At 56.2% G+C, this 20,479-nt stretch carries 19 protein-coding genes; 15 read left to right on the forward strand and 4 right to left on the reverse strand.

Annotated elements, in window-relative coordinates:
* The first annotated feature begins 79 nt into the window (after positions 1-79).
* The 6 genes from JN414_RS05380 to JN414_RS05405 all read left to right on the forward strand — a co-directional run bounded on the left by JN414_RS05380 (position 80) and on the right by JN414_RS05405 (position 5,231).
* A complete protein-coding gene (locus tag JN414_RS05380; protein WP_202207021.1) occupies positions 80-550 on the forward strand; it encodes an Rrf2 family transcriptional regulator in 471 nt (156 codons plus the stop codon).
* 136 nt (positions 551-686) lie between these two features.
* On the forward strand, positions 687-1,583 hold the full coding sequence (locus tag JN414_RS05385) for a fructose bisphosphate aldolase (RefSeq protein WP_202207022.1): 897 nt from the start codon (positions 687-689) through the stop codon (positions 1,581-1,583).
* A gap of 133 nt (positions 1,584-1,716) precedes the next feature.
* Positions 1,717-2,280, forward strand: a complete 564-nt coding sequence (locus tag JN414_RS05390) for a histidine phosphatase family protein (protein WP_202207023.1) — start codon at positions 1,717-1,719, stop codon at positions 2,278-2,280.
* A gap of 149 nt (positions 2,281-2,429) precedes the next feature.
* The gene (lldD, locus tag JN414_RS05395; protein ID WP_202207024.1) at positions 2,430-3,581 is read left to right on the forward strand and encodes an FMN-dependent L-lactate dehydrogenase LldD; all 1,152 of its coding nucleotides are present in this window, start codon (positions 2,430-2,432) and stop codon (positions 3,579-3,581) included.
* A 280-nt stretch (positions 3,582-3,861) separates the two neighbouring features.
* Positions 3,862-4,632 (forward strand): alpha/beta fold hydrolase, encoded by a 771-nt coding sequence (locus tag JN414_RS05400; RefSeq protein ID WP_202207025.1) that lies wholly within the window; start codon positions 3,862-3,864, stop codon positions 4,630-4,632.
* Between the two features lie 173 nt (positions 4,633-4,805).
* Positions 4,806-5,231, forward strand: coding sequence for a hypothetical protein (locus JN414_RS05405; protein ID WP_237389888.1), 426 nt, complete (start codon positions 4,806-4,808; stop codon positions 5,229-5,231).
* A 172-nt stretch (positions 5,232-5,403) separates the two neighbouring features.
* Here JN414_RS05405 and dnaJ read toward each other — a convergent pair whose 3' ends face one another.
* Positions 5,404-6,546, reverse strand: a complete 1,143-nt coding sequence (gene dnaJ, locus JN414_RS05410) for a molecular chaperone DnaJ (RefSeq protein ID WP_064275651.1) — start codon at positions 6,544-6,546, stop codon at positions 5,404-5,406.
* Between the two features lie 118 nt (positions 6,547-6,664).
* Positions 6,665-8,566 carry a molecular chaperone DnaK gene (gene dnaK / locus JN414_RS05415; protein ID WP_202207026.1) on the reverse strand — a complete coding sequence of 634 codons (1,902 nt, stop codon included), beginning with the start codon at positions 8,564-8,566 and terminating at the stop codon, positions 6,665-6,667.
* Positions 8,567-8,797: 231 nt separating this feature from the next.
* Here dnaK and JN414_RS05420 point away from each other — a divergent pair, with 231 nt between their 5' ends.
* The 9 genes from JN414_RS05420 (at position 8,798) to JN414_RS05460 (ending at position 18,070) form a co-directional block, all read left to right on the forward strand.
* On the forward strand, positions 8,798-9,925 hold the full coding sequence (locus JN414_RS05420) for a hypothetical protein (RefSeq protein WP_202207027.1): 1,128 nt from the start codon (positions 8,798-8,800) through the stop codon (positions 9,923-9,925).
* 159 nt (positions 9,926-10,084) lie between these two features.
* A complete protein-coding gene (locus tag JN414_RS05425) occupies positions 10,085-10,465 on the forward strand; it encodes a glycerol dehydrogenase (protein ID WP_202207028.1) in 381 nt (126 codons plus the stop codon).
* Positions 10,465-12,684: a pyrroloquinoline quinone-dependent dehydrogenase gene (locus tag JN414_RS05430; protein ID WP_099211551.1), complete on the forward strand. Its 2,220-nt coding sequence runs from the start codon at positions 10,465-10,467 to the stop codon at positions 12,682-12,684. The genes JN414_RS05425 and JN414_RS05430 overlap by 1 nt, the downstream gene beginning before the upstream one ends.
* Positions 12,685-12,879: 195 nt before the next feature.
* Positions 12,880-14,064 carry a glycosyltransferase family 4 protein gene (locus JN414_RS05435; RefSeq protein ID WP_202207029.1) on the forward strand — a complete coding sequence of 395 codons (1,185 nt, stop codon included), beginning with the start codon at positions 12,880-12,882 and terminating at the stop codon, positions 14,062-14,064.
* Complete coding sequence (locus JN414_RS05440) at positions 14,054-14,230, forward strand: hypothetical protein (RefSeq protein WP_202207030.1); 177 nt, start codon at positions 14,054-14,056, stop codon at positions 14,228-14,230. Before JN414_RS05435 ends, JN414_RS05440 begins: the two co-directional genes overlap by 11 nt.
* A gap of 7 nt (positions 14,231-14,237) precedes the next feature.
* Positions 14,238-15,140, forward strand: a complete 903-nt coding sequence (locus JN414_RS05445; RefSeq protein ID WP_202207031.1) for a DMT family transporter — start codon at positions 14,238-14,240, stop codon at positions 15,138-15,140.
* 72 nt (positions 15,141-15,212) lie between these two features.
* On the forward strand, positions 15,213-15,764 hold the full coding sequence (gene dcd, locus JN414_RS05450; RefSeq protein ID WP_064275649.1) for a dCTP deaminase: 552 nt from the start codon (positions 15,213-15,215) through the stop codon (positions 15,762-15,764).
* 14 nt (positions 15,765-15,778) lie between these two features.
* Positions 15,779-17,035, forward strand: coding sequence for a UDP-N-acetylglucosamine 1-carboxyvinyltransferase (murA, locus tag JN414_RS05455; protein ID WP_046900589.1), 1,257 nt, complete (start codon positions 15,779-15,781; stop codon positions 17,033-17,035).
* A 198-nt stretch (positions 17,036-17,233) separates the two neighbouring features.
* On the forward strand, positions 17,234-18,070 hold the full coding sequence (locus tag JN414_RS05460) for an aldo/keto reductase (RefSeq protein ID WP_202207032.1): 837 nt from the start codon (positions 17,234-17,236) through the stop codon (positions 18,068-18,070).
* A gap of 39 nt (positions 18,071-18,109) precedes the next feature.
* Here the strand turns inward: JN414_RS05460 and JN414_RS05465 are convergent, their stop codons facing one another.
* The gene (locus JN414_RS05465) at positions 18,110-18,856 is read right to left on the reverse strand and encodes a dienelactone hydrolase family protein (protein ID WP_202207033.1); all 747 of its coding nucleotides are present in this window, start codon (positions 18,854-18,856) and stop codon (positions 18,110-18,112) included.
* A 140-nt stretch (positions 18,857-18,996) separates the two neighbouring features.
* Positions 18,997-20,475 (reverse strand): mannitol dehydrogenase family protein, encoded by a 1,479-nt coding sequence (locus JN414_RS05470; protein ID WP_202207034.1) that lies wholly within the window; start codon positions 20,473-20,475, stop codon positions 18,997-18,999.
* Positions 20,476-20,479 lie beyond the last annotated feature (4 nt).

Genomic DNA, 20,479 nt, shown 5'->3' on the forward strand with positions numbered 1-20,479 from the left:
GATGGGTCTTCTTAAAGATGTATAATAAATACATCTTTAAGCGCGTGACTTCTGACTGTCAATCTGCCAGAGGACTCGTATGCGCCTGACCCTGCATACCGACTATGCCTTGCGGACCCTGCTCTACATCGGGGCACGCCCAACTGTGCGCGTCTCCATCCGCGAAATTGCCGAGGCGTACGGCATCTCGGAAAACCATCTGGTGAAGGTTGTGCATCGTCTGGGGCAGGGGCGTTTCATCACCACCGTACGAGGTCGTGGCGGTGGCCTGACGTTGGGCCGCCCGGCACGGGACATTGGTGTGGGAGAGGTCGTCCGGTTTACGGAAGACGATATGATGCTCGTAGACTGTGAGGGCCGGGCAGATGGAAGCCGCGCCTGTGTTCTGTCTCCTTCCTGCCGCTTGCGTGGCGTGCTGGGCGAGGCGCTTTCCGCATTTCTGGGCGTGCTCGATCGCTACACTCTGGCAGATCTTCTTCAGCCTGCGGATCTGGCCAGACTGTTTCCAGAATTAGCCGAACCGCCGTCCGTAAATATTGAAAAAAACTGATTTCCCTGCCGCTCCAGCAGGGTTGAACCGCGTCCTTAGGGGTGATCCGTGCAATGTGATTGGAAGAGTCTCCAATCCCGCGCGAAGGTCAGTCGTTACTTCTGGTCATGTGACTGAAGAAAAGGATGTAGTGTTCATGCCTGATGCAAAAATGGCCGAGCAGGTGTCAAAAACTCCCGGATTTATCGCCGCTCTTGATCAAAGCGGCGGATCGACTCCCAAGGCTCTGGCACACTATGGCATCGGGCCGGATGCCTACTCGAACGACGCGGACATGTTCCGTCTGATGCACGAAATGCGCGTTCGCATCATTTCCTCTCCTGCTTTCCAGAGCCACGAGATCCTTGCGGCAATCCTGTTTGAGAAAACAATGGATGGCACGGTCGACGGCACGCCAGTGCCGTCCTATCTGTGGAAAACCTGCGGAATCGTCCCGTTTTTGAAGATCGATAAAGGTCTGGAAGACGAAAAGGACGGCGTTCAGCTCATGAAGCCCATTCCGGGCCTGGATGAGCTTCTGGAACGAGCGGCGAAGCTGGGCATATACGGTACCAAGGAGCGGTCAGTGATCCGTCTGGCCAATCCTGCTGCCATTAAGAGCATTGTTCAGCAGCAGTTCGATATTGCGGCGCAGGTGGCATCGCACGGACTCGTCCCGATCCTTGAGCCGGAAGTGCTGGTGAAGAGCCCGGAAAAGGCTGAGGCTGAAGCGCTCCTCGAAGACGCTGTTCTGAGTGGACTGGAAGCACTTCCGGGAGATTATCCGGTTATGCTGAAGGTGACGTTGCCTGAAAAGCCGGACCTGTATGCCCGCGTGATGAAGCATCCGCGCATGCAGCGTGTTGTCGCGCTTTCAGGCGGTTATCCTCTCGATGAAGCGTGCCAGAAGCTCAAAGCCAATCATGGCATGATCGCCAGCTTCTCGCGGGCCCTTGTGGACGATCTGCGCGTTTCACAGTCCGATCAGGCGTTCAACGAAACCCTGAGCAAGGTCGTGGACAAGATTTACGACGCTTCTGTTCACAAGATCTGAACAGCGGCTTGAGAGGCGGGTGAGCATACGAAATCCGCGCGCCATTCGCCTCTGATCCAGAAATTTCAGCAATCCAGCTTCGGACTGGCAAAGGGCTTTCATTTACTGAAAGCTCCTAGGGAAGGCATGCGTCATGAGCACCACCCTCTGGCTAATTCGCCACGGCGAAACAGAATGGACCATAAGCGGCCAGCATACGGGCCGTACGGATATTGCCCTGACGGAAGACGGACGTAAGCAGGCGCTGTCTCTTAAGAGCCGTTTAGAACACCAGAACTTTGATCAGGTGTTCACCAGTCCGCTTCAGCGTGCGCATGAAACCTGCGTTCTCGCCGGGCTGGGCGAGCAAGCTCAGATTGAGCCTGACCTCATGGAATGGAATTACGGCGTTTATGAAGGGCTCACCACGCCAGAGATTTTGAAAGCCGAGCCCGACTGGTCTTTATGGACGTCTGACGTGGAGAATGGCGAAACGGCCGCTCAGGTTCAGAAGAGGGTCAGTGGCTTGCTGGAGCGGCTGACGGCACAGGGAGGAACGATTGCCCTGTTTGCGCACGGTCATATTCTCCGCAGCCTGATTGGTGTGTGGATCCATAATGATGTGCGACTTGGGGAAAATATGGCCCTGGATACGGCATCAGTGTCCGTTCTCGATATTCATCGGGGCGCACGGGTTTTACGCAGACTAAACGCCTGATTGGCCAGAAGGAGGAGTTGCCGCCACGTCATTGTTTGTATGGTGTTGTGCAACATAATGTCAGGGCACGAGATAGCCTCTTGGTTGTCTTCAAACAGACTGGCAGTCTCCTCCTCATTGAATACGATGGACATTGATGGAGCTGCCAGATGATTATTTCCTCAGCCACTGATTATCGTGAGGCAGCCCGCCGTCGTCTGCCGCCTTTTCTTTTCCAGTATATTGATGGCGGTTCCTACGCAGAGCAGACAATGCGGCGGAACATTACTGACCTGGCAGATATCTCCCTGCGGCAACGCATCTTGAAAAACGTGTCCGGTTTGACGACTGGGACAGAGTTGTTCGGGCGCAAACTGAATATTCCTGCGGTTCTTGCCCCTGTCGGACTGACGGGCATGTATGCTCGCCGCGGGGAAGTGCAGGCAGCAAGGGCTGCGGCGCGTAAGGGTATTCCTTTCACGTTGTCCACAGTATCGGTGTGTCCCATCGAGGAGGTGCAGGGTAGAAGCCCGGTGCCCATCTGGTTTCAGCTTTATGTGCTTAAGGACCGGGGATTCATGAAGAATGCCCTGGAGCGCGCGAAGGCTGCGGGCATTACGACTTTAGTGTTTACCGTAGACATGCCAACGCCGGGCGCGCGTTATCGCGATGCCCATTCGGGAATGTCCGGCTCCCATGCCAACATCCGGCGTTATCTTCAGGCTGTGACCCATCCCATGTGGGCTTGGGACGTGGGTCTGCGTGGCAGACCGCATGATTTGGGCAATATTTCGCGCTATCGCGGAAATCCAACCAAACTGGAAGATTATATCGGCTGGCTCGCCAATAATTTTGATCCGTCCATTAGCTGGAAAGATCTGGAATGGATCCGGGAATACTGGGATGGCCCCATGATTATCAAGGGTATTCTTGATCCAGAGGATGCAAAAGATGCTGTCCGCTTCGGTGCGGATGGCATTGTTGTTTCCAACCATGGTGGTCGCCAGCTTGATGGCGTCCTCTCCAGCGCCCGCGCACTTCCTCCTATTGTGGATGCCGTGAAGGGAGACCTGAAAATTCTGGTGGATTCCGGCATCAGATCGGGATTGGATATTGCTCGAATGGTCGCTATGGGAGCAGATGCCGTCCTGCTGGGCCGTGCCTTTGTCTACGCCCTCGCTGCGGGTGGGCAGAAGGGCGTGGAGAATGTGCTCGATATCATCGAGAAGGAACTCCGTGTCGCTATGACCCTTACGGGTGCGAGTGCTATTTCGGATCTGACGTCAAAAAGCCTGGCTCATTTGGTTCCGGCATCTGATTGAGCCTTTGCCACAAGATATCGGCTAAGGCGCAAGGCTATTCCCAGTAGGAGTTTCCTGTAGGTCAGTATGTCTTATAATAATCAAGAGCTGTGTTGTAAGGAGAACGGCACAGCTTCTATCTGTGCTCAAACATAAGTATAGTAGACATTTTCATTCGTCTAAACGGTATGCCGAACGATGTTGAAACCATCCTTTGGTGTAAAAATTTAAAGATAGAGTGTGATTGGTGATAATCGCACGGCACTATCCAGCGACAATCCGACCTTACGAAAGTCATCGAATGTTTGATTCAGGGAAGTTTGTGTCCGTTGGCGATACGAATTTGTTCGTTTCTGAAGCTGGAAATCCACAAGGAAGAGTCATCGTTCTGCTTCATGGCGGCTTGCAAAGCCGGCGCGATTTTATTCCGCTCGCACAGAACCTGGCAAAAGATTACAGGCTGATTGCTATTGATACGCGCGGGCATGGTCGATCTGGTCTCGGGACGGCCTCTCTGACCTATCGGCAACTCCAGGATGATTTTACTCTACTTCTCACCACGTTGGGGCTGCAAAAATTTGGTATCATCGGACATAGTGACGGCGGCATTGTCGCCTTGCGTCTGGCTGCATCGCGTGCCGTACAACCGGAGTTTGTCATAGCGGTTGGCGCGCATTGGGTGTTGCCCGAGAATGATCCTGCCCGGCAGATTTATCAGACGATCAATCTTGAAAAATGGCGTGGCATGTTCGGGAGTCAAATTGCAGTTTACAATACGGAAAATCCCAAGCCAGATTTCGGAAAGTTATTCAAGGCAGCGACGCAGATGTGGCTTGGCTGCGACGAAAATGCCTATCCCGGGGCATCTGTAAAAAACATTCAGTGTCCTTTGCTTGTAGTGCATGGTGACGACGATATGCTGGTGTCGCGGCAACAGGCGTTCGATCTTGCTGAGCAGGTCAAAGGTGCCAGGTTACTTAACATCCCCTTCGCGAGCCACACGTTACTTGAAGATATGCCTGAACGTGTTTTTCCTTTTCTACAGGATTTCATGAAGCTCGTCCCAGCTTAAGGACCATGTCGTTGCATCTCCCTAAAAAATGTTTGGCATGCAGGTGGAAGCGGTCGATCAAATATTCATCTTGCTGGAGAGCAGGCTGTAAGTGAGCGTCAGAAAATCGACTCTGGTAGACCACTTCGCTATAGGAAAAACATTCTTCAACGTGGTCTTCAAAAGGGCAGTTTGTGCAGTACGAATGGCGTCGATCTTACGACAGACTGGTTCCGATGCTGATCAAGGAACACTTCGGTGATCCGGGTGTGCTGACTCGGCAGTTCCCCTACATGAAATCGACGTTCCCCGGGAAAAGCGACGACTTCATCCTCACGGCAGAGACGCTTACCAATCCGAATAACAAGTACCACGGGCTTGAACGGCTCGCCTTGCAGCATCATCAGGCTGGATCCTGGCAACTTGCTGGTGAGTATTGGCTGATTGCAGCAGGCTGGCGTCGTAACACAATGGATGCCAGTAACGAGCGTCATGTAGAAGCACTGCAGTTTGTCCTGTGTCACGTCGAATATAACAGGGCGCTGGCTGACTGGAAAAAGAAGAAGCTAGGTAGAAACGCGATGCCGTACCCCGAACAGTTTGGGCTTTCTGACGACTGAAGTGTGAGATTTTTAGAGATATAGAGGTCTATTGCAGGCGCACACTCTATTTAGGGCGTAGAAAAATACTCCGTCTGCTTCAGATGAAGACGAAAGGTCTGTTCAAGAAGATAGATCGTAGTGAGTATGTCAAAAAAAATACCCCTCCGTTTCGGGAGGGGTATTTTTAAAATCAGCGACCTTCGAAGAAATCACGGACCTTGGCAAAGAAGCCGCTGTTTTCAGGGCTTGCCTTGGCGTGATCGTCGCCCGCTTCTTTCTCGAACTCTTCAAGAAGTTCGCGCTGGCGCTTGGTCAGGTGATGCGGTGTTTCCACCGAGACCTGAATGTACATGTCACCACGGGCCGAAGACCGCAATACGGAGAAGCCCTTGCCGCGCAGGCGGAAGGTTTCACCTGTCTGCGTCCCTGCAGGAATGCGGACACGGGTGCGACTGCCGTCAATGACAGGAACCTCAACCTCCGTCCCCAGCGCAGCCTGCGTCATGCGCAGCGGAACGCGGCAGTAGATATTGGCGCCATCACGCTGGAAGATGTCATGCGACAGGACCGAAACGTGCACATACAGATCGCCGGGCTGTACACCTTCTCCCCCAGCTTCACCGCGGCCTGCCATGCGGATGCGCGTGCCATCCTCAACGCCAGCCGGGATTTCGATCTGGAGGGTCTCAGTCTTTGCCTGCGTGCCTGTACCCTGACAGACCTTGCACGGATTGCGAACCGTACGGCCTGACCCATGACAGGTCGGGCAGGGGCGCTCGACAAGGAAGAACCCCTGCTGTGCACGAACCTTGCCCGCGCCATGACAGGTGGCGCAGGTCGTGCTGCCGCCACCGGCATCAGCGGAACCGGACCCATGACAGGATTCACACGCAACGCGCGTGCGGACTTCAACGCTCTTGGTCACGCCAGAAAAGGCTTCGGTCAGACTGATTTCAACCTGAACCTGAACGTCAGCACCTGTACGACGTCCACCGCCACGGCGGCCGCCCATCATGTCTCCGAACATCTGGTCAAAGATGTCCCCAAGACCACCGGCGCCGAAACCACCAAAGCCTCCGCCGCCGCCCATTCCACCCATGCCGCCATCAAAGGCTGCGTGTCCGTACTGGTCGTAGGCTGCGCGCTTCTGCTCGTCCTTCAGGACGTCATAGGCTTCGTTGATTTCCTTGAATTTCTGCTCGGCAGCATCATCACCAGGGTTGCGATCCGGGTGATAGCGCATGGCCTGCTTGCGGAAAGCTTTCTTCAGCTCATCTCCGGAAGCAGTACGCGAAACTTCGAGGCTTTCGTAGTAATCGATCTTCGTGGCCATGATCGGTCCTTGTCTGAGGGCCGGAAACAAGAATGGCGCCCACCCCCTTGCGGGAACGGGCGCCCTTCGGAAAACAGGTCAGGCGGGGCGGGAAGCCCCACCTGGGGAAGTCACCCGATCAGTGCTTCTTGCTGTCGTCAACGTCTTCAAAGTCGGCGTCGACAACGTTTTCGTCCTTGGCTTCCGCACCCGCAGCTTCACCACCCTGCTGGGCCTGATCTGCCTGATACATGGCCTGACCGACCTTCATCGCAACCTGCGTCAGACGCTCGCTAGCGCTCTTCAACGTCTCGGCATTGTCGCCGCCCAGAGCTTCACGGGCTGCTGCGATAGCGGCTTCTGCTTCAGACTTGTCTGCAGCCGGAACCTTGTCACCACCTTCCGTGAGGGACTTCTCAGTCTGGTGGATCATGCTCTCGGTGCTGTTGCGCAGTTCGACCAGTTCACGCTTGGCCTTGTCAGCAGAAGCGTTCGCTTCAGCTTCCTTGACCATGCGATCGATGTCACCGTCTGACAGACCACCAGAAGCCTGGATCTTGATCTGCTGCTCCTTGTTTGTCGCCTTGTCCTTGGCGGACACATTGACGATACCGTTGGCATCGATGTCGAACGTGACTTCAATCTGCGGAACGCCACGTGGTGCCGGAGCAATGCCCTGCAGGTCGAAGTTGCCAAGCAGCTTGTTGTCCGCTGCCATCTCACGCTCGCCCTGATAGACCTTGATGGTCACGGCGTTCTGGTTGTCTTCAGCCGTGGAGAAGGTCTGGCTCTTCTTGGTCGGAATCGTCGTGTTGCGGTCGATCAGACGGGTGAACACGCCACCCAGCGTTTCGATACCCAGCGACAGCGGCGTCACGTCGAGGAGCAGAACGTCCTTCACGTCACCCTTCAGGACGGCGCCCTGAACGGCTGCACCGATAGCGACCACTTCGTCAGGGTTGACGTTGCGTGCCGGATCCTTGCCGAAGAATTCCTTAACCGTCTCGATGACCTTCGGCATACGGGTCATGCCGCCAACGAGAATGACTTCGTCAATCTCGCTCGTGGATACGCCGGCATCCTTGATGGCCGAACGGCACGGACCAAGCGTACGCTGAACCAGATCGTCAACCAGGCTCTCCAGCTTGGCACGGGACAGCTTGACGACAAGGTGCTTCGGGCCAGACGCATCAGCCGTGATGAACGGCAGGTTGATCTCGGTTTCCTTGGAGGAGGAAAGCTCGATCTTGGCCTTTTCAGCGGCTTCCTTCAGACGCTGCAGGGCAAGCTTGTCGCCACGCAGGTCGATGCCCTGGTCCTTCTTGAACTCATCGGCCAGGAAGTCGATCACGCGGTTATCGAAGTCTTCACCACCCAGGAACGTATCACCGTTCGTGGACTTTACTTCGATCACGCCGTCAGAGATCTCGAGGATGGAAACGTCGAACGTACCACCACCAAGGTCATACACAGCTACCGTGCCGGAATCGCGCTTGCCAAGGCCATAAGCCAGTGCAGCTGCGGTCGGCTCGTTGATGATACGCAGGACTTCGAGGCCGGCAATCTTGCCAGCGTCACGCGTCGCCTGACGCTGTGCGTCGTTGAAATAAGCCGGAACCGTGATAACGGCCTGTGTAACCGTTTCACCGAGATAGGACTCGGCCGTTTCCTTCATCTTGCCGAGAACGAATGCAGCGATCTGGGACGGGGCGTAATCTTCGCCACGTGCGCGAACCCATGCATCGCCGTTGTCGCCCTTGACGATTTCATAAGGGACCATGCCCTTGTCCTTGGCGACGGTCGGGTCATCGTAACGACGACCGATCAGACGCTTGACGGCATAGAGTGTGTTGGATGGGTTTGTAACAGCCTGACGCTTCGCGGCCTGTCCGACGAGACGCTCACCGTTTTCGGTGAAGGCGACCATGGACGGCGTCGTACGTGCGCCTTCGCTGTTTTCAATAACGCGGGTCTCGTCGCCTTCACGCACTGCAACGCAGGAGTTGGTCGTGCCGAGGTCAATACCGATGACTTTGCTCATAATATGTCCTTTCAGCGGCTCGCTTCGGCCCTGTCAGGCACCGGGGCGAGCCCTTGTGACGTAAAATCCGATCCATCAAGGGATCGTGTTTCCGAGACCAGATTTAGGCGGGGCAGCAAAGTGTTTCAAGCCTTGGCAGTCACATCTTTCATGAAAAATATGCGTTCGCCTCATTCAGGAAACGGTTGTGACTTCCGCTTGGCCACGGAATGGTCCACTTTGAGATAAGTCATGAAAATTAATCTGATATTCCGGGCCGCGCCCCTGGCTGCACTTACCTGTCTTGCTGCCTGTGGGCCGATAGGGCCATCCAGGCTTCAGCATGACGAGCTTGAATACTCGCGCGCTCTGGGCGAATCCCAGAAGCATGAGATGCTCCTGAATATCGTGCGCCTGCGTTATGCCGATCCGCCGACGTTTCTGGATACGACGCAGGTCATTGCCGGATACAGCGTATCCAAGAGCGTGAGTGGCGGGTTCTATGCCTATCCTGCCACTGCTGTTGGCAATTATCTCTTCGGAACGGGGACAATGACATCGGGTGAAAGCCCGACCTTCACCTATCAACCGGTGACGGGGCAGCAATACGCCGAGAATATCGTGCGGCCGATTTCTCCCACCGTTATCATGCCCCTTAGTCTCGGTGGTCTTCCCATTGACACCCTCTTGCGCCTGACAGCGCAGTCGATCGATGGGCTGTCCAACGTGCGAGGGTTGGGAGCAGGGCCGTTTGGTGGAGGTTCTGTCCGCTTCTATCTTTTGCTGCATGATCTGCGTCAGCTTCAGATTGCAGGCGCGATGACAATCCGCATCACGACTGATGCGCCGCCTCCGACCGATGACAACAATAACAAGAAGAATTCTTCAAAGCCGGAAAACGGCAACGGCCAAGAGCATTCCTATCTGGTGCTGTCTTCGACATCTGATAGCAGCCTTCTCTCGACGCAGGCGGAAGTGCGCCGCCTCCTGCATCTGGACGCCCAGGCTGAAGAGGCGGAAATTGTTTACGGCCCCTATCCGAAACATCCTGGGCAGATTGCCATTCTGACGCGCTCTATGCTCGCGATGCTGACACAGTTGGCTTATGAGGTTGAGGTTCCGGAAGAAGACATCAAGGTAGGCCGGACACCGCCGACGATCGGGCAGGTGGGTATCGAGAACCGCCCGGAAGTTGTTATTCATTCAGGACACAAGGTCCCCGACCGCCGATATGCTGCGGTAGAATATAACGACATGTGGTTCTGGATTGATGAGAAAGATTTCCAGAGCAAGCTTGCCTTTACAATGGTTCAGGTCCTCAGTGCCTTGGCGGCCACGAACCATACAGGTGGGGCAGTGGTCACAATTCCAGCTGGATAATCCCAATATTTGCAGAAATATTCATTTTTCAAATAGTTCCAAGCACGTTTTTGTTACCGCAAACACGCCTTTGTTAAAGGATATTCAGAAGAACTCTAATGGACCTCGCTGGATAATCGACATACCGTCCCGGGTATTCAGTCTGGGAGGCATCCGGTTATGCCGAATATTAACGGCACGAAGACTCTGACGGAGTGGCTGACGCTGCTTCTGGGGGTCGTTATTCTTCTTGTGGGCCTGATCTTTGTCATCATGGGGGCAGACCTCGCGATGCTGGGTGGCTCTGTTTACTACGTCATTTGCGGCATCGTGTTGGTTGCCAGCGGGGTGTTCATGGTGATGGGACGCACGCTTGGCGGGTTCCTGTACCTTGGCGCGCTGGCCTACACATGGGTGTGGTCCTTGTGGGAAGTCGGGTTCAGCCCCGTTGATCTTCTGCCGCGTGCTTTCGGTCCGACCATTCTCGGCATTCTCGTGGTCCTGACCATTCCGGTTCTTCGCCGCCTGGAATCCCGCCGTACACTCAGAGGAGCCGTCTGATGCGTCGGTCTCACCTTCTCGCAACAGCCGCAGGCCTCGCGCTCGCCTGTTCGCCTCTCGCCGCACACGCTCAGTTCGCTCCCGCAGGCTCGGGTGGTTCTCCGACCGCCGCAGTTCCTGGTCCAGGCAATGCGAATGAGCCTACTGAGAGCGGTCCTAAAGAGCAGAGCTATTTTGCCGGACCGTCTCCGTATGCCCCGCAGGCTCCCGGCGTAAATGCTGCAAACCTGCCGGATATCGAGTCAATTGATCCGTCAGAAGTGCCTGCCATGGCACCCCAGCAGAGCGCAAATCCGGCTCCTGGAGACTGGGTTGCTTATGGCCGTGATGATCATCAGACGCGTTATTCGCCGCTGTCTGAAATCACGCCTGAGAACGCTGGCAACCTGAAGGTCGCATTCACCTATCATACGGGCAGCTACCCACGTCCGGGTCAGACCAACAAATGGGCAGCTGAAACCACACCGATCAAGGTGGGTGACGGCCTCTATATGTGTTCGGCCATGAACGACATCATGAAGCTGGACCCGGTCACGGGGAAGCAGATCTGGCGTCGGAATGTGGATGTGAAGTACCACTCCATTCCCTATACGGCAGCCTGTAAGGGCGTGACGTATTTCACGTCGTCCGTTGTGCCTGAAGGGCAGCCCTGTCACAATCGGCTTATCGAAGGCACGCTCGATATGCGCCTGATTGCTGTTGATGCGGCAACGGGTGAGTTTTGTCCGAATTTCGGTCACGGTGGTCAGGTCAACCTAATGCAGGGTCTTGGCGAGTCCGTTCCGGGCTTCGTTTCCATGACCGTACCGCCACCGGTCGTTGATGGCGTTGTCGTCGTCAACCACGAAGTGCTGGATGGTCAGCGTCGCTGGGCACCGTCTGGTGTGATCCGCGGTTACGATGCTGAAAGCGGCAAGTTCGTCTGGGCTTGGGACGTCAACAACCCGACAGATCACAGCCAGCCAACGGGCAATCGCCATTATAGCCGTGGTACGCCGAACTCATGGGCTGCACTGACGGGCGATAGCGCTCTTGGTCTTGTTTATGTGCCGACCGGAAACTCCGCTGCCGACTATTACAGCGCCCTGCGTAGCGATGCCGAAAACAAGGTTTCTTCCGCAGTCGTGGCGATTGACGTCAAGACAGGTGAAGAAAAGTGGGTTTTCCAGACCGCCCATAAAGACGTCTGGGATTATGATATTGGCTCTCAGGCAACCCTGATGGATATGCCTGGCCCTGACGGCCAGCCCGTTCCAGCCCTTATCATGCCGACGAAGCGCGGTCAGACGTTCGTTCTGGATCGCCGGACAGGCAAGCCAGTTCTTCCCGTCGTAGAGCGTCCGGCTCCGTCACCAGGCGTCATTCCTGGCGACCCACGGACCCCGACGCAGCCCTGGTCTGTCGGGATGCCTGCTCTGCGCGTGCCTGATCTGAAAGAGACGGATATGTGGGGTATGTCTCCCATTGATCAGCTCTTCTGCCGGATCAAGTTCCGTCGTGCGAACTACGTCGGTGAATTCACGCCGCCGAGCGTTGATAAGCCATGGATTGAATACCCGGGCTACAATGGTGGCAGTGACTGGGGTTCCATGTCCTATGACGAGAAGAGCGGAATCCTGATCGCGAACTGGAACATCACCCCGATGTACGACCAGCTCGTCACCCGCAAGAAGGCCGACAAGCTTGGTCTGATGCCGATCGACGATCCTAACTTCAAGCCAGGTGGCGGTGGCGCCGAAGGTAATGGTGCCATGGACGGAACGCCTTATGGCATCGTCGTGACGCCGTTCTGGGATCAGTACACCGGCATGATGTGCAACCGTCCGCCTTACGGCATGATCACGGCCATCGACATGAAGCACGGTCAGAAGGTGCTCTGGCAGCATCCGCTGGGAACGGCTCGTGCTAATGGTCCATGGGGTCTGCCGACAGGCCTTCCCTGGGAGATCGGAACACCGAACAACGGCGGTTCCGTCGTGACAGGTGGCGGTCTTGTGTTCATTGCAGCGGCTACGGATAACCAGATCCGTGCCATTGACGAACACACCGGCAAGGTCGTGTGGAGCGCAGTGCTCCCGGGTGGCGGTCAGGCCAACCCGATGACCTACGAAGCCAATGGACATCAGTACGTTGCCATCATGGCAGGTGGTCATCACTTCATGATGACGCCAGTCAGCGATCAGCTCGTGGTCTACGCTTTGCCTGACGCCGTTAAGTAAAGCTGACGACTGTGGCGGATGTGCTGTGCACATTCGCTACACTCCATCGTCAAAGGGGGACTTCTGTGCTAGCAGGGCATGGACGTCTCCCTTTTTCGTTTCTGCCTGTTTTTTATTCTGAAAACCTCAGGCGCAGACCGATCAGGAAGGCTTCTCGTTCGGATCAAATTTTCAGAATGGCCCGCCGAAACGCTCATGACTGACCGTTCTCCCGTGATCCTCCAGGTCCTTCCTGCACTCAGTACTGGGGGGCTTGAGCGCGGTGCCATCGAAATCGCCGCTGCCATCACTCAGGCGGGCGGGAAAGCCATTGTTGCTTCAAAGCCGGGGCCGCTGCTGATCCAGTTGAGGCACGCTGGCGCAATTCATGTGCCGCTCAACCTCAAATCCAAATCACCTGTTGCTGTACTGCGCCGGGCCCGTGATCTTCAGAAACTGATCCGCCAGCAGGGAGTGGATCTGGTGCATGCCCGCTCCCGTATTCCGGCATGGGCGGCCTGGCTGGCCTGTCGTCGTGAAGGGATCCCGCTGGTCACGACATGGCATGGTGTTCATGGTGCGGGCTGGTGGGGCAAGAAGCTTTATAATTCTGTTCTGGCCCGTGGCACGCGCGTGATTGCCATTTCGAATTTCATCGCCGGCCGTCTGTCCGGGCAATATGGTGTTCAGTCAGACCGCCTGCGGACTATTCCCCGTGGTGCCGACCCCTCTCTTTTTGACCCGCAAAAGGTCTCCGGCGAACGGATCCAGCGGCTTGCCGAAGCTTGGTCAGTCCCCCACGGTGCCCGCGTGATCCTGATGCCTGCACGTCTAACGGCGTGGAAAGGGCAGAGGGTCCTGATTGAAGCACTGAAGTTTCTCAAACAGGCCTCTGCTGCACCCTGGATCTGTGTTCTGGTTGGCCCGGAAACGGATCATAAATTTGCGCTCTCTCTTGGGCGAAGAATTCAGGAGCTGGGTCTGGAAGACAGGGTTCGCTTCGCAGGGACATGCCAGGACATGCCAGCGGCCTGCGCTCTGGCGTCCGTTGTCGTCGCGCCGTCTCTGCGGCCTGAACCCTTTGGGCGCACGCTTGTGGAGGCGCAGATGATGGGCAAACCCGTTATCGGCACGGCACAGGGCGCCATGATGGAGACGGTCCTGCCCGGACAGACAGGTCTCGTCATTCCTCCCGATAATCCTCAGGCATTGGCAGAAGCACTTGTCGGCATTCTGTCGGCCGATGATGAAACGCTTGCCTATCTGGCAGAAAATGCCCGTGAGCATGTCTTGCGAAATTATACGATCCGACAGATGCAGTCGGCGACACTCGGTGTATATGACGAGCTGCTTGGAACGCATCTTCGAGCATCTTTCGACGGACAGACTGATGACAACTGACAAGACGGAAAACGGCAAAGCTACGGCCCATCTGACTGATAAGGCGCAGGCTGCCAAAGAGGCACGCGCAGCTCGCGAAGCCAAGGCGCTCCGGGCCAATCTTCTGCGTCGCAAACAGCAGCAGCGCATCAGGCCCACAGCGCCCGCACCGTCTTCCGAAAGCTAAGGCCGTCATGAAAATCCGTCTGCCAACCCCGACACCACAGGAGCTGGCGTTGGCGGGCGTTACGGCGCTCTGGGGAGGCACTTTTCTGATCCTGCATCTGGCCATGCAGCATTGCGGACCGATGTTCTTCGTCGGTGTGCGGTTTCTGATGGCCGCAGCCATGGTGGCGTGTCTGGCAGGTCGTCACATGACGGGGCTGACACGGAAAGAAGTGCGATCCGGTATTCTGATCGGGATTGCCCTTTCAATCGGGTATGTTTTGCAAAGTGCAGGGTTGCGTGAGGTGACCAGCAGCCGTTCTGCATTCATCACGGCTCTCTATGTGCCGTTGGTGCCATTATTCCAGTGGGCCATTCTGCGTAAATCCCCGCACATCATGAGCTGGGTCGGAATCGGCCTGGCGTTTGCCGGATTGATTGCGCTGGCAGGGCCGGCAGCCCTGACCCTGACCTTTAGTCATGGTGATTTGCTGACGGTGCTTTCAGCATGCGCCATCGCTGCCGAAATTGTTTTGATCAGCCTGTTTGCCCAAGGCGTGGACAGTCGTAGAATCACGGTCTGCCAGCTTATTGGAGGCGGCCTTTTTGCACTTTTGCTCATGCCTGTCGCCGGGGAGCATGTGCCGACGTTTTCATGGATCTGGGTTGCCTGTGCTGCGGCCCTGGGAAGCCTGAGCGCTCTGGTTCAGCTCGTGATGAACTGGGCGCAGAAATCTGTCCCACCTTCAAAAGCTGCTGTGATTTATGCAGGAGAGCCTGTGTGGGGTGGTCTGGTCGGCTGGCTGGCGGGCGACCAGCTGCAGGCCACCACGCTTCTTGGCGCTGCTTTGATTGTCTGTGGTGTTCTTGCCAGTGAGATGAGACCGCGCTGGCTTGTCAAAAGGCAACAGCACCTCACGGAAAATGGCTAAACCGACACATTGCGTGATCGGGCGGCTGTCGCTAGAGCAGATCGATCCCCCCGTGTAGGAGTTAATGCATCCATGCCAATCATGCCTGATACCTGGATCCGCCAGATGGCCAAAGAACACGGCATGATTGAACCGTTTGTAGAAAACCAGAAACGGGAAGGCGTTATTTCCTATGGTCTGTCGTCATACGGCTATGACGCGCGCGTCGCGGAAGACTTCAAAATCTTTACCGATGTGGACAGTGCCGTCGTCGATCCGAAGAACTTCGCCGCGAACAGCTTCGTGACACGGACGGGCGACATCACGATTCCCCCGAACAGCTTCGCACTGGCGCACACGATCGAATATTTCCGTATTCCACGGGACACATTGGTCGTCTGCCTTGGTAAGTCCACCTATGCGCGCTGTGGTATCATCGTGAATGTGACGCCGCTTGAGCCGGAGTGGGAAGGGCAGGTCACCATCGAAATCAGTAACACGACGCCGCTGCCTGCGCGCATCTATGCGAACGAAGGCATCTGCCAGTTCCTGTTCTTCCAGGGCGCAAGCCCTTGCGAAGTCAGCTACGCGGATCGTGCCGGTAAATACATGCGCCAGTCCGGCGTAACCACGCCTCGGCTGTAAGGAGCGCATCACTCATGGACCGTTTCATTATTCGTGGTGGCCATCGCCTGACGGGCGAAATCGAGATCGGGGGCGCAAAGAACTCCGGCCTCAAGCTCATGGTCGCAGGCCTGCTGACCTCTGACCGTCTGGTGCTGTCCAACGTTCCGCAAATTGCCGACATCAAGACGATGCGCGATCTTCTCAAGGGACTGGGCATCGCCGTCGAGGCTGTGGGTGAGCGTACCCTCTCTATCGGAGGCGAAATCGGATCGGTGGAAGCCCCGTACGACATCGTTTCCAAGATGCGTGCTTCCATTCTTGTTCTTGGCCCGCTTCTGGCGCGTGCCCGTGAAGCCAAGGTTTCGCTGCCGGGTGGCTGCGCTATTGGCACGCGCCCTGTGGACATGCATCTCAAAGGGCTTGAAGCTCTGGGTGCTGAAATCCGCCTTGAGAACGGATACATCAATGCCCGTGCGCCCGAAGGCCTGAAGGGCGACCGGATTATCCTGCCGTTCGCCAGTGTCGGTGCGACGGAAAATCTGCTGATGGCGTCCACGCTCGCCAAAGGCCGTACCGAAATCGTCAACGCAGCGCGTGAGCCCGAGATCAGCGATCTGGTGCACTGCCTCAACGCAATGGGCGCACAGATCACGGGTGAGGGCTCCGGTACACTGATCATTGAAGGCGTAGAGCGCCTGCATGGTGCTAACTACGCCGTCATGCCAGATCGCATCGAGTGCGGCACCTATGCTTGCGCTGCGGGCATCACGGGCGGTGACCTTCTGCTCGTCGGTGGTCGTGCCGATGATCTGGGAGCTGTAATCCGCACTCTTCAGGAAACGGGTGTTGAAGTTGAGGAAGATCCGCGTGGTCTGCGTGTCCGTCGCACGGGCAAGCTGACAGGCGTGGACATCATGACGGAGCCATATCCGGGTTTCCCGACGGACATGCAGGCCCAGTTCATGGCGATGCTCTCTGTTGCGGATGGTGCGTCCATGATTACCGAGACGATTTTCGAAAATCGTTTCATGCATGTTCCTGAGCTGAACCGGATGGGTGCGCGCATCAATCCGCATGGTCGCTCGGCAATTATCCGTGGCGTTCCGAAGCTGTCCGGTGCTCCGGTCATGGCTACTGATCTTCGGGCGTCTTTCTCGCTCATCCTGGCTGGACTTGCTGCTGAAGGCGAGACGCAACTCAGCCGGATTTATCATCTGGATCGTGGGTATGAGGGCGTAGATCGCAAGCTTGCAGCATGTGGTGCTGATATCGAACGCGTTTCAGACTGAAGACTGTTCAGGCTTCTTTTGAGGCAAGCGGTGAGCCATTTTGGTTCACCGCTTTTTTTGTGGCTCGTGCATCTGAAGCCATCCGTTATGAAACGCTTCCTCTCTGTCGGGCGTAATACGTCAAACCCGAAAAGTCTTCCTTAGGCATTTGATAAATCCTCAAGGGATTGAATGCGGCAGAGTCAGGAGAAGCAGAGAATGACGATTCCGACAGTCACGCTGAATGACGGCACAACCATTCCGGCGATCACGTTCGGAACCTATAAGCTCAATGGCGCTGCGGGCGTTGAAGCCATGAACAGTGCCCTTAACGTGGGCTATGACGCTCTGGACAGTGCGTTCAATTATGAAAATGAAGGGGCAGTTGGCCGTGCTGTGCGTGAGAGCGGCCGCCCCCGGGAAGAACTGCGCGTCGCCTCAAAGCTGCCAGGCCGCCATCATGACTATGATGCTGCGCTGACAACGATCGAGGAATCCCTCTATCGCACGCAGCTTGACTACTTTGACCTGTATTACATTCACTGGCCTAACCCGAAGCAGGGCAAGTACGTTGAAGCCTGGAAAGCCCTGATTGAGGCAAAGAAGCGCGGCTATATCCGATCAATTGCCGTATGCAATTTTCTGCCAGAACATCTTGAGCGGCTGAAAGCCGAAACAGGCGTTCTTCCATCGATAAACCAGATTGAACTGCATCCCTATTTCCCGCAGGACGATATGCGGAAGTGGAACCATAGTCATGGAATCATTACGCAGGCTTGGAGCCCGCTGGGGCGCGCCAATGATCTTCTGACAAACCCGCTTTTAAAAACGATCGCTGAGCGGTTAGGCAAGGAAGTCGGGCAGGTTATTCTCCGCTGGCATCATCAAGTTGGTTCTGTGCCTATCCCCAAGTCTGCCACGCCTGAGCGCCAGATTAAAAACAGGTCCATCTTCGACTTTGCCCTGACAGAAGACGATATGAAAAAGATCGCCTCTCTGGCGCGTCCGGATGGACGCCTCGAAAACCAGGATCCTGCCACTTATGAGGAATTCTGAGGCAGGTCGGGGCTTCTGAACCGGAAGCTCCCTTTTTCGTTACCCGCGTGTCAAAGCCCGCTGAAACAGGGCATTCGTCCAGTTCATGGCCTGCAGGAAGAGAGCGGCGTCAAATCGTGGTGCTCCATCGCGGAGAAATGCATGTTGGGCGTTAACTTCATGCCACTCCAGCCTGACGCCTGCCTCCTCAAGTCGATCCCGGATTATGCGCCGTCCAGCATAGGGAACATGCGGGTCTGACTGGCCCCAGACCATCATCAGTTCCCCTGTGATGTCTGTAGCCCGAATGAGCGAGTCATCGGACTTGCCTTCACCGAGCGTCGCTGAATGTAGGTCTGTGGCGTAAAAACACGCAGTCGCCTTAACGGCCGGATGAAGAGCCGCCCGATAGGCGAGATGCCCCCCAAGGCATACACCGAAAGCACCAATGGCGCCTGTGCAGAAACTGCTGCCCTGTAGCCATTCGACCAACGCTGCCGTGTCAGAGTCAAAGGCTGAGACAGGCTTAGTGTATTTCAGGTCATTTCCGCGGTCGGTCCCATCCTTGTCATAGGCGAGGACAGTCCCGGCAGGTTCATATTCGTGATAAACCTCAGGGATTGCGACGAGATATCCCTGTCCCGCAATCATGGCGCCTAATCGTTCGATAGGTGCCGTGACCTGATAGATTTCCGAAAACAGCATGACAGCCGGGAAACGTCCATCCTGAACCGGACGGAAGATGTGAACACGCATTGAGCCAGTAGGCGTTTGGAGATCGATTTTTTCGTCAGTTCTGATGATCATGAGACGATCCACCCTGCGAGAGTTTGCAAGTAACGCATCTGGCTCTGTTTGTAGGCGGCCCACTGGCGTGCCGCAACGACTTCGTCTGAAGAAAGGGTTTTGTACCGGTGGTTAATTTCAACCGGCACAGGATACCCTGATCAGCCCTTTGGCGCGATGACGTCAGCGAGCGTTGCGGCTGTTCCACGGTCCTGCAAGCTCTGCCGCATTTCAGTGAAAAGCTGGACGAAGCCAGGGTTGTCAGTGAGGCCCCAGCCCGCAAAGACCCCCATATCCAGAGCGCGCGCCGGATCGGTGTCCGTCACCAGTGCACGATCTTCCCTGCTGAGACGAGGCTCTGTGACAGGGAAGTCCGCGTCCGTGTCGTCCCGGCCGTTCATGTAGGCGCAGTAGCACGCCAGCAGGAATGCGATCCGGCGCATGTCGCTATTGTCTTTCACCACGATCTCGGCTGTCGGGCGAATAAAGACCGGCAGTTTGGATGTGCTGTCCGACGCAATGCGGAGAAGCTGATCGCTGACAGCCTTGTTCCGGAAACGTTGGAGCAGAAGGGCTCCATATTCCGGAAGGCTGATGCCCGGAGGAGCGGTCAGGTGCGGTTCTGAGTCAAAACCCAGAAACTGCTGAAGCAGACGGAAAAGGTTCTCGTCTTCCATGGCTTCGCTGACGAAGCGGTACCCCATCAGAACCGCGGGGAGGGCCAACATGGAATGAGAGGCATTGAGCATGCGCAGCTTGACCTGTTCGTACGGCTCAACATTGTTCGTGAACAGAACACCCGCCTGCTCCCAGGCCGGGCGGCCTTCCGGGAATTTGTCTTCCACAACCCATTGGATGAAGTCTTCGCAGAACAGCGGGGCGCGGTCTTCAATGCCGCTCTCACTATTGAGGCGAGCAATATCCGCCGGTCCAACCGCTGGGGTAATGCGATCAACCATGCAGGCCGGGAATGAGACGTTCCGGGAAATCCAGTCTGCCAGTTCGTCGTCTCGCAGGCGTGCGAAGGACAGGACGGCGTGGCGCGCAACCTCTCCATTTGACGGAACATTGTCGCAGGAGAGGATTGTGAAGGCATTCACACCGGCTTCACGACGCAGACGAAGGGCTTCGGTGAGGATACCAAACGCTGTTTCCGGCACTTCCCGCTTGAGGTCCGCAACGATGGTCGGATGGTCAGCCATGAAATGGCCTGCCTCATCCATGTAATATCCGCCTTCCGTAATCGTCATGGTGACGATGCGGATCGCAGGATCTGTCAGGCGCTTCAGAGCTGCCAGACGATCTGCGGGAGCATGGATGTATTCCACCAAAGACTTCACAACCCGGACGACATCCGGGCGCCCCGAGGGACATTCCCGGAGGGTGTAAAGACCATCCTGAGCCTGAAGGGCCTCGGCTTTCTGCACTTCAGAGGGCACATCCATCAGCCCAAGGCCAACAATGCCCCAGCTTTCCTGGCCTGGAAGTGCCAGTGTGCGGTCCGTATAGACGGCCTGATGAGCGCGATGGAAGTTGCCGACACTGAGATGGGCAATCCCCGCAGTCACCTTCTGGCGGTCATAAGGGGAGGTGAGGATGGTCTCTGGAAGATGGACCAGAGTTTCCGGGGTCAGTTTCATAATG

Source organism: Gluconobacter sp. Gdi (assembly GCF_014132155.1).
GTDB lineage: Bacteria > Pseudomonadota > Alphaproteobacteria > Acetobacterales > Acetobacteraceae > Gluconobacter.

What these genes read in the sequence shown, in the direction of transcription:
- JN414_RS05380 (WP_202207021.1), top strand. Translation starts at nt 80, where the DNA reads ATGCGCCTGACCCTGCATACCGACTATGCCTTGCGGACCCTGCTCTAC.
- JN414_RS05385 (WP_202207022.1), top strand. Translation starts at nt 687, where the DNA reads ATGCCTGATGCAAAAATGGCCGAGCAGGTGTCAAAAACTCCCGGATTT.
- JN414_RS05390 (WP_202207023.1), top strand. Translation starts at nt 1,717, where the DNA reads ATGAGCACCACCCTCTGGCTAATTCGCCACGGCGAAACAGAATGGACC.
- lldD (WP_202207024.1), top strand. Translation starts at nt 2,430, where the DNA reads ATGATTATTTCCTCAGCCACTGATTATCGTGAGGCAGCCCGCCGTCGT.
- JN414_RS05400 (WP_202207025.1), top strand. Translation starts at nt 3,862, where the DNA reads ATGTTTGATTCAGGGAAGTTTGTGTCCGTTGGCGATACGAATTTGTTC.
- dnaJ (WP_064275651.1), bottom strand. Translation starts at nt 6,546, where the DNA reads ATGGCCACGAAGATCGATTACTACGAAAGCCTCGAAGTTTCGCGTACT.
- dnaK (WP_202207026.1), bottom strand. Translation starts at nt 8,566, where the DNA reads ATGAGCAAAGTCATCGGTATTGACCTCGGCACGACCAACTCCTGCGTT.
- JN414_RS05420 (WP_202207027.1), top strand. Translation starts at nt 8,798, where the DNA reads ATGAAAATTAATCTGATATTCCGGGCCGCGCCCCTGGCTGCACTTACC.
- JN414_RS05425 (WP_202207028.1), top strand. Translation starts at nt 10,085, where the DNA reads ATGCCGAATATTAACGGCACGAAGACTCTGACGGAGTGGCTGACGCTG.
- JN414_RS05430 (WP_099211551.1), top strand. Translation starts at nt 10,465, where the DNA reads ATGCGTCGGTCTCACCTTCTCGCAACAGCCGCAGGCCTCGCGCTCGCC.
- JN414_RS05435 (WP_202207029.1), top strand. Translation starts at nt 12,880, where the DNA reads ATGACTGACCGTTCTCCCGTGATCCTCCAGGTCCTTCCTGCACTCAGT.
- JN414_RS05440 (WP_202207030.1), top strand. Translation starts at nt 14,054, where the DNA reads ATGACAACTGACAAGACGGAAAACGGCAAAGCTACGGCCCATCTGACT.
- JN414_RS05445 (WP_202207031.1), top strand. Translation starts at nt 14,238, where the DNA reads ATGAAAATCCGTCTGCCAACCCCGACACCACAGGAGCTGGCGTTGGCG.
- dcd (WP_064275649.1), top strand. Translation starts at nt 15,213, where the DNA reads ATGCCAATCATGCCTGATACCTGGATCCGCCAGATGGCCAAAGAACAC.
- murA (WP_046900589.1), top strand. Translation starts at nt 15,779, where the DNA reads ATGGACCGTTTCATTATTCGTGGTGGCCATCGCCTGACGGGCGAAATC.
- JN414_RS05460 (WP_202207032.1), top strand. Translation starts at nt 17,234, where the DNA reads ATGACGATTCCGACAGTCACGCTGAATGACGGCACAACCATTCCGGCG.
- JN414_RS05465 (WP_202207033.1), bottom strand. Translation starts at nt 18,856, where the DNA reads ATGATCATCAGAACTGACGAAAAAATCGATCTCCAAACGCCTACTGGC.
- JN414_RS05470 (WP_202207034.1), bottom strand. Translation starts at nt 20,475, where the DNA reads ATGAAACTGACCCCGGAAACTCTGGTCCATCTTCCAGAGACCATCCTC.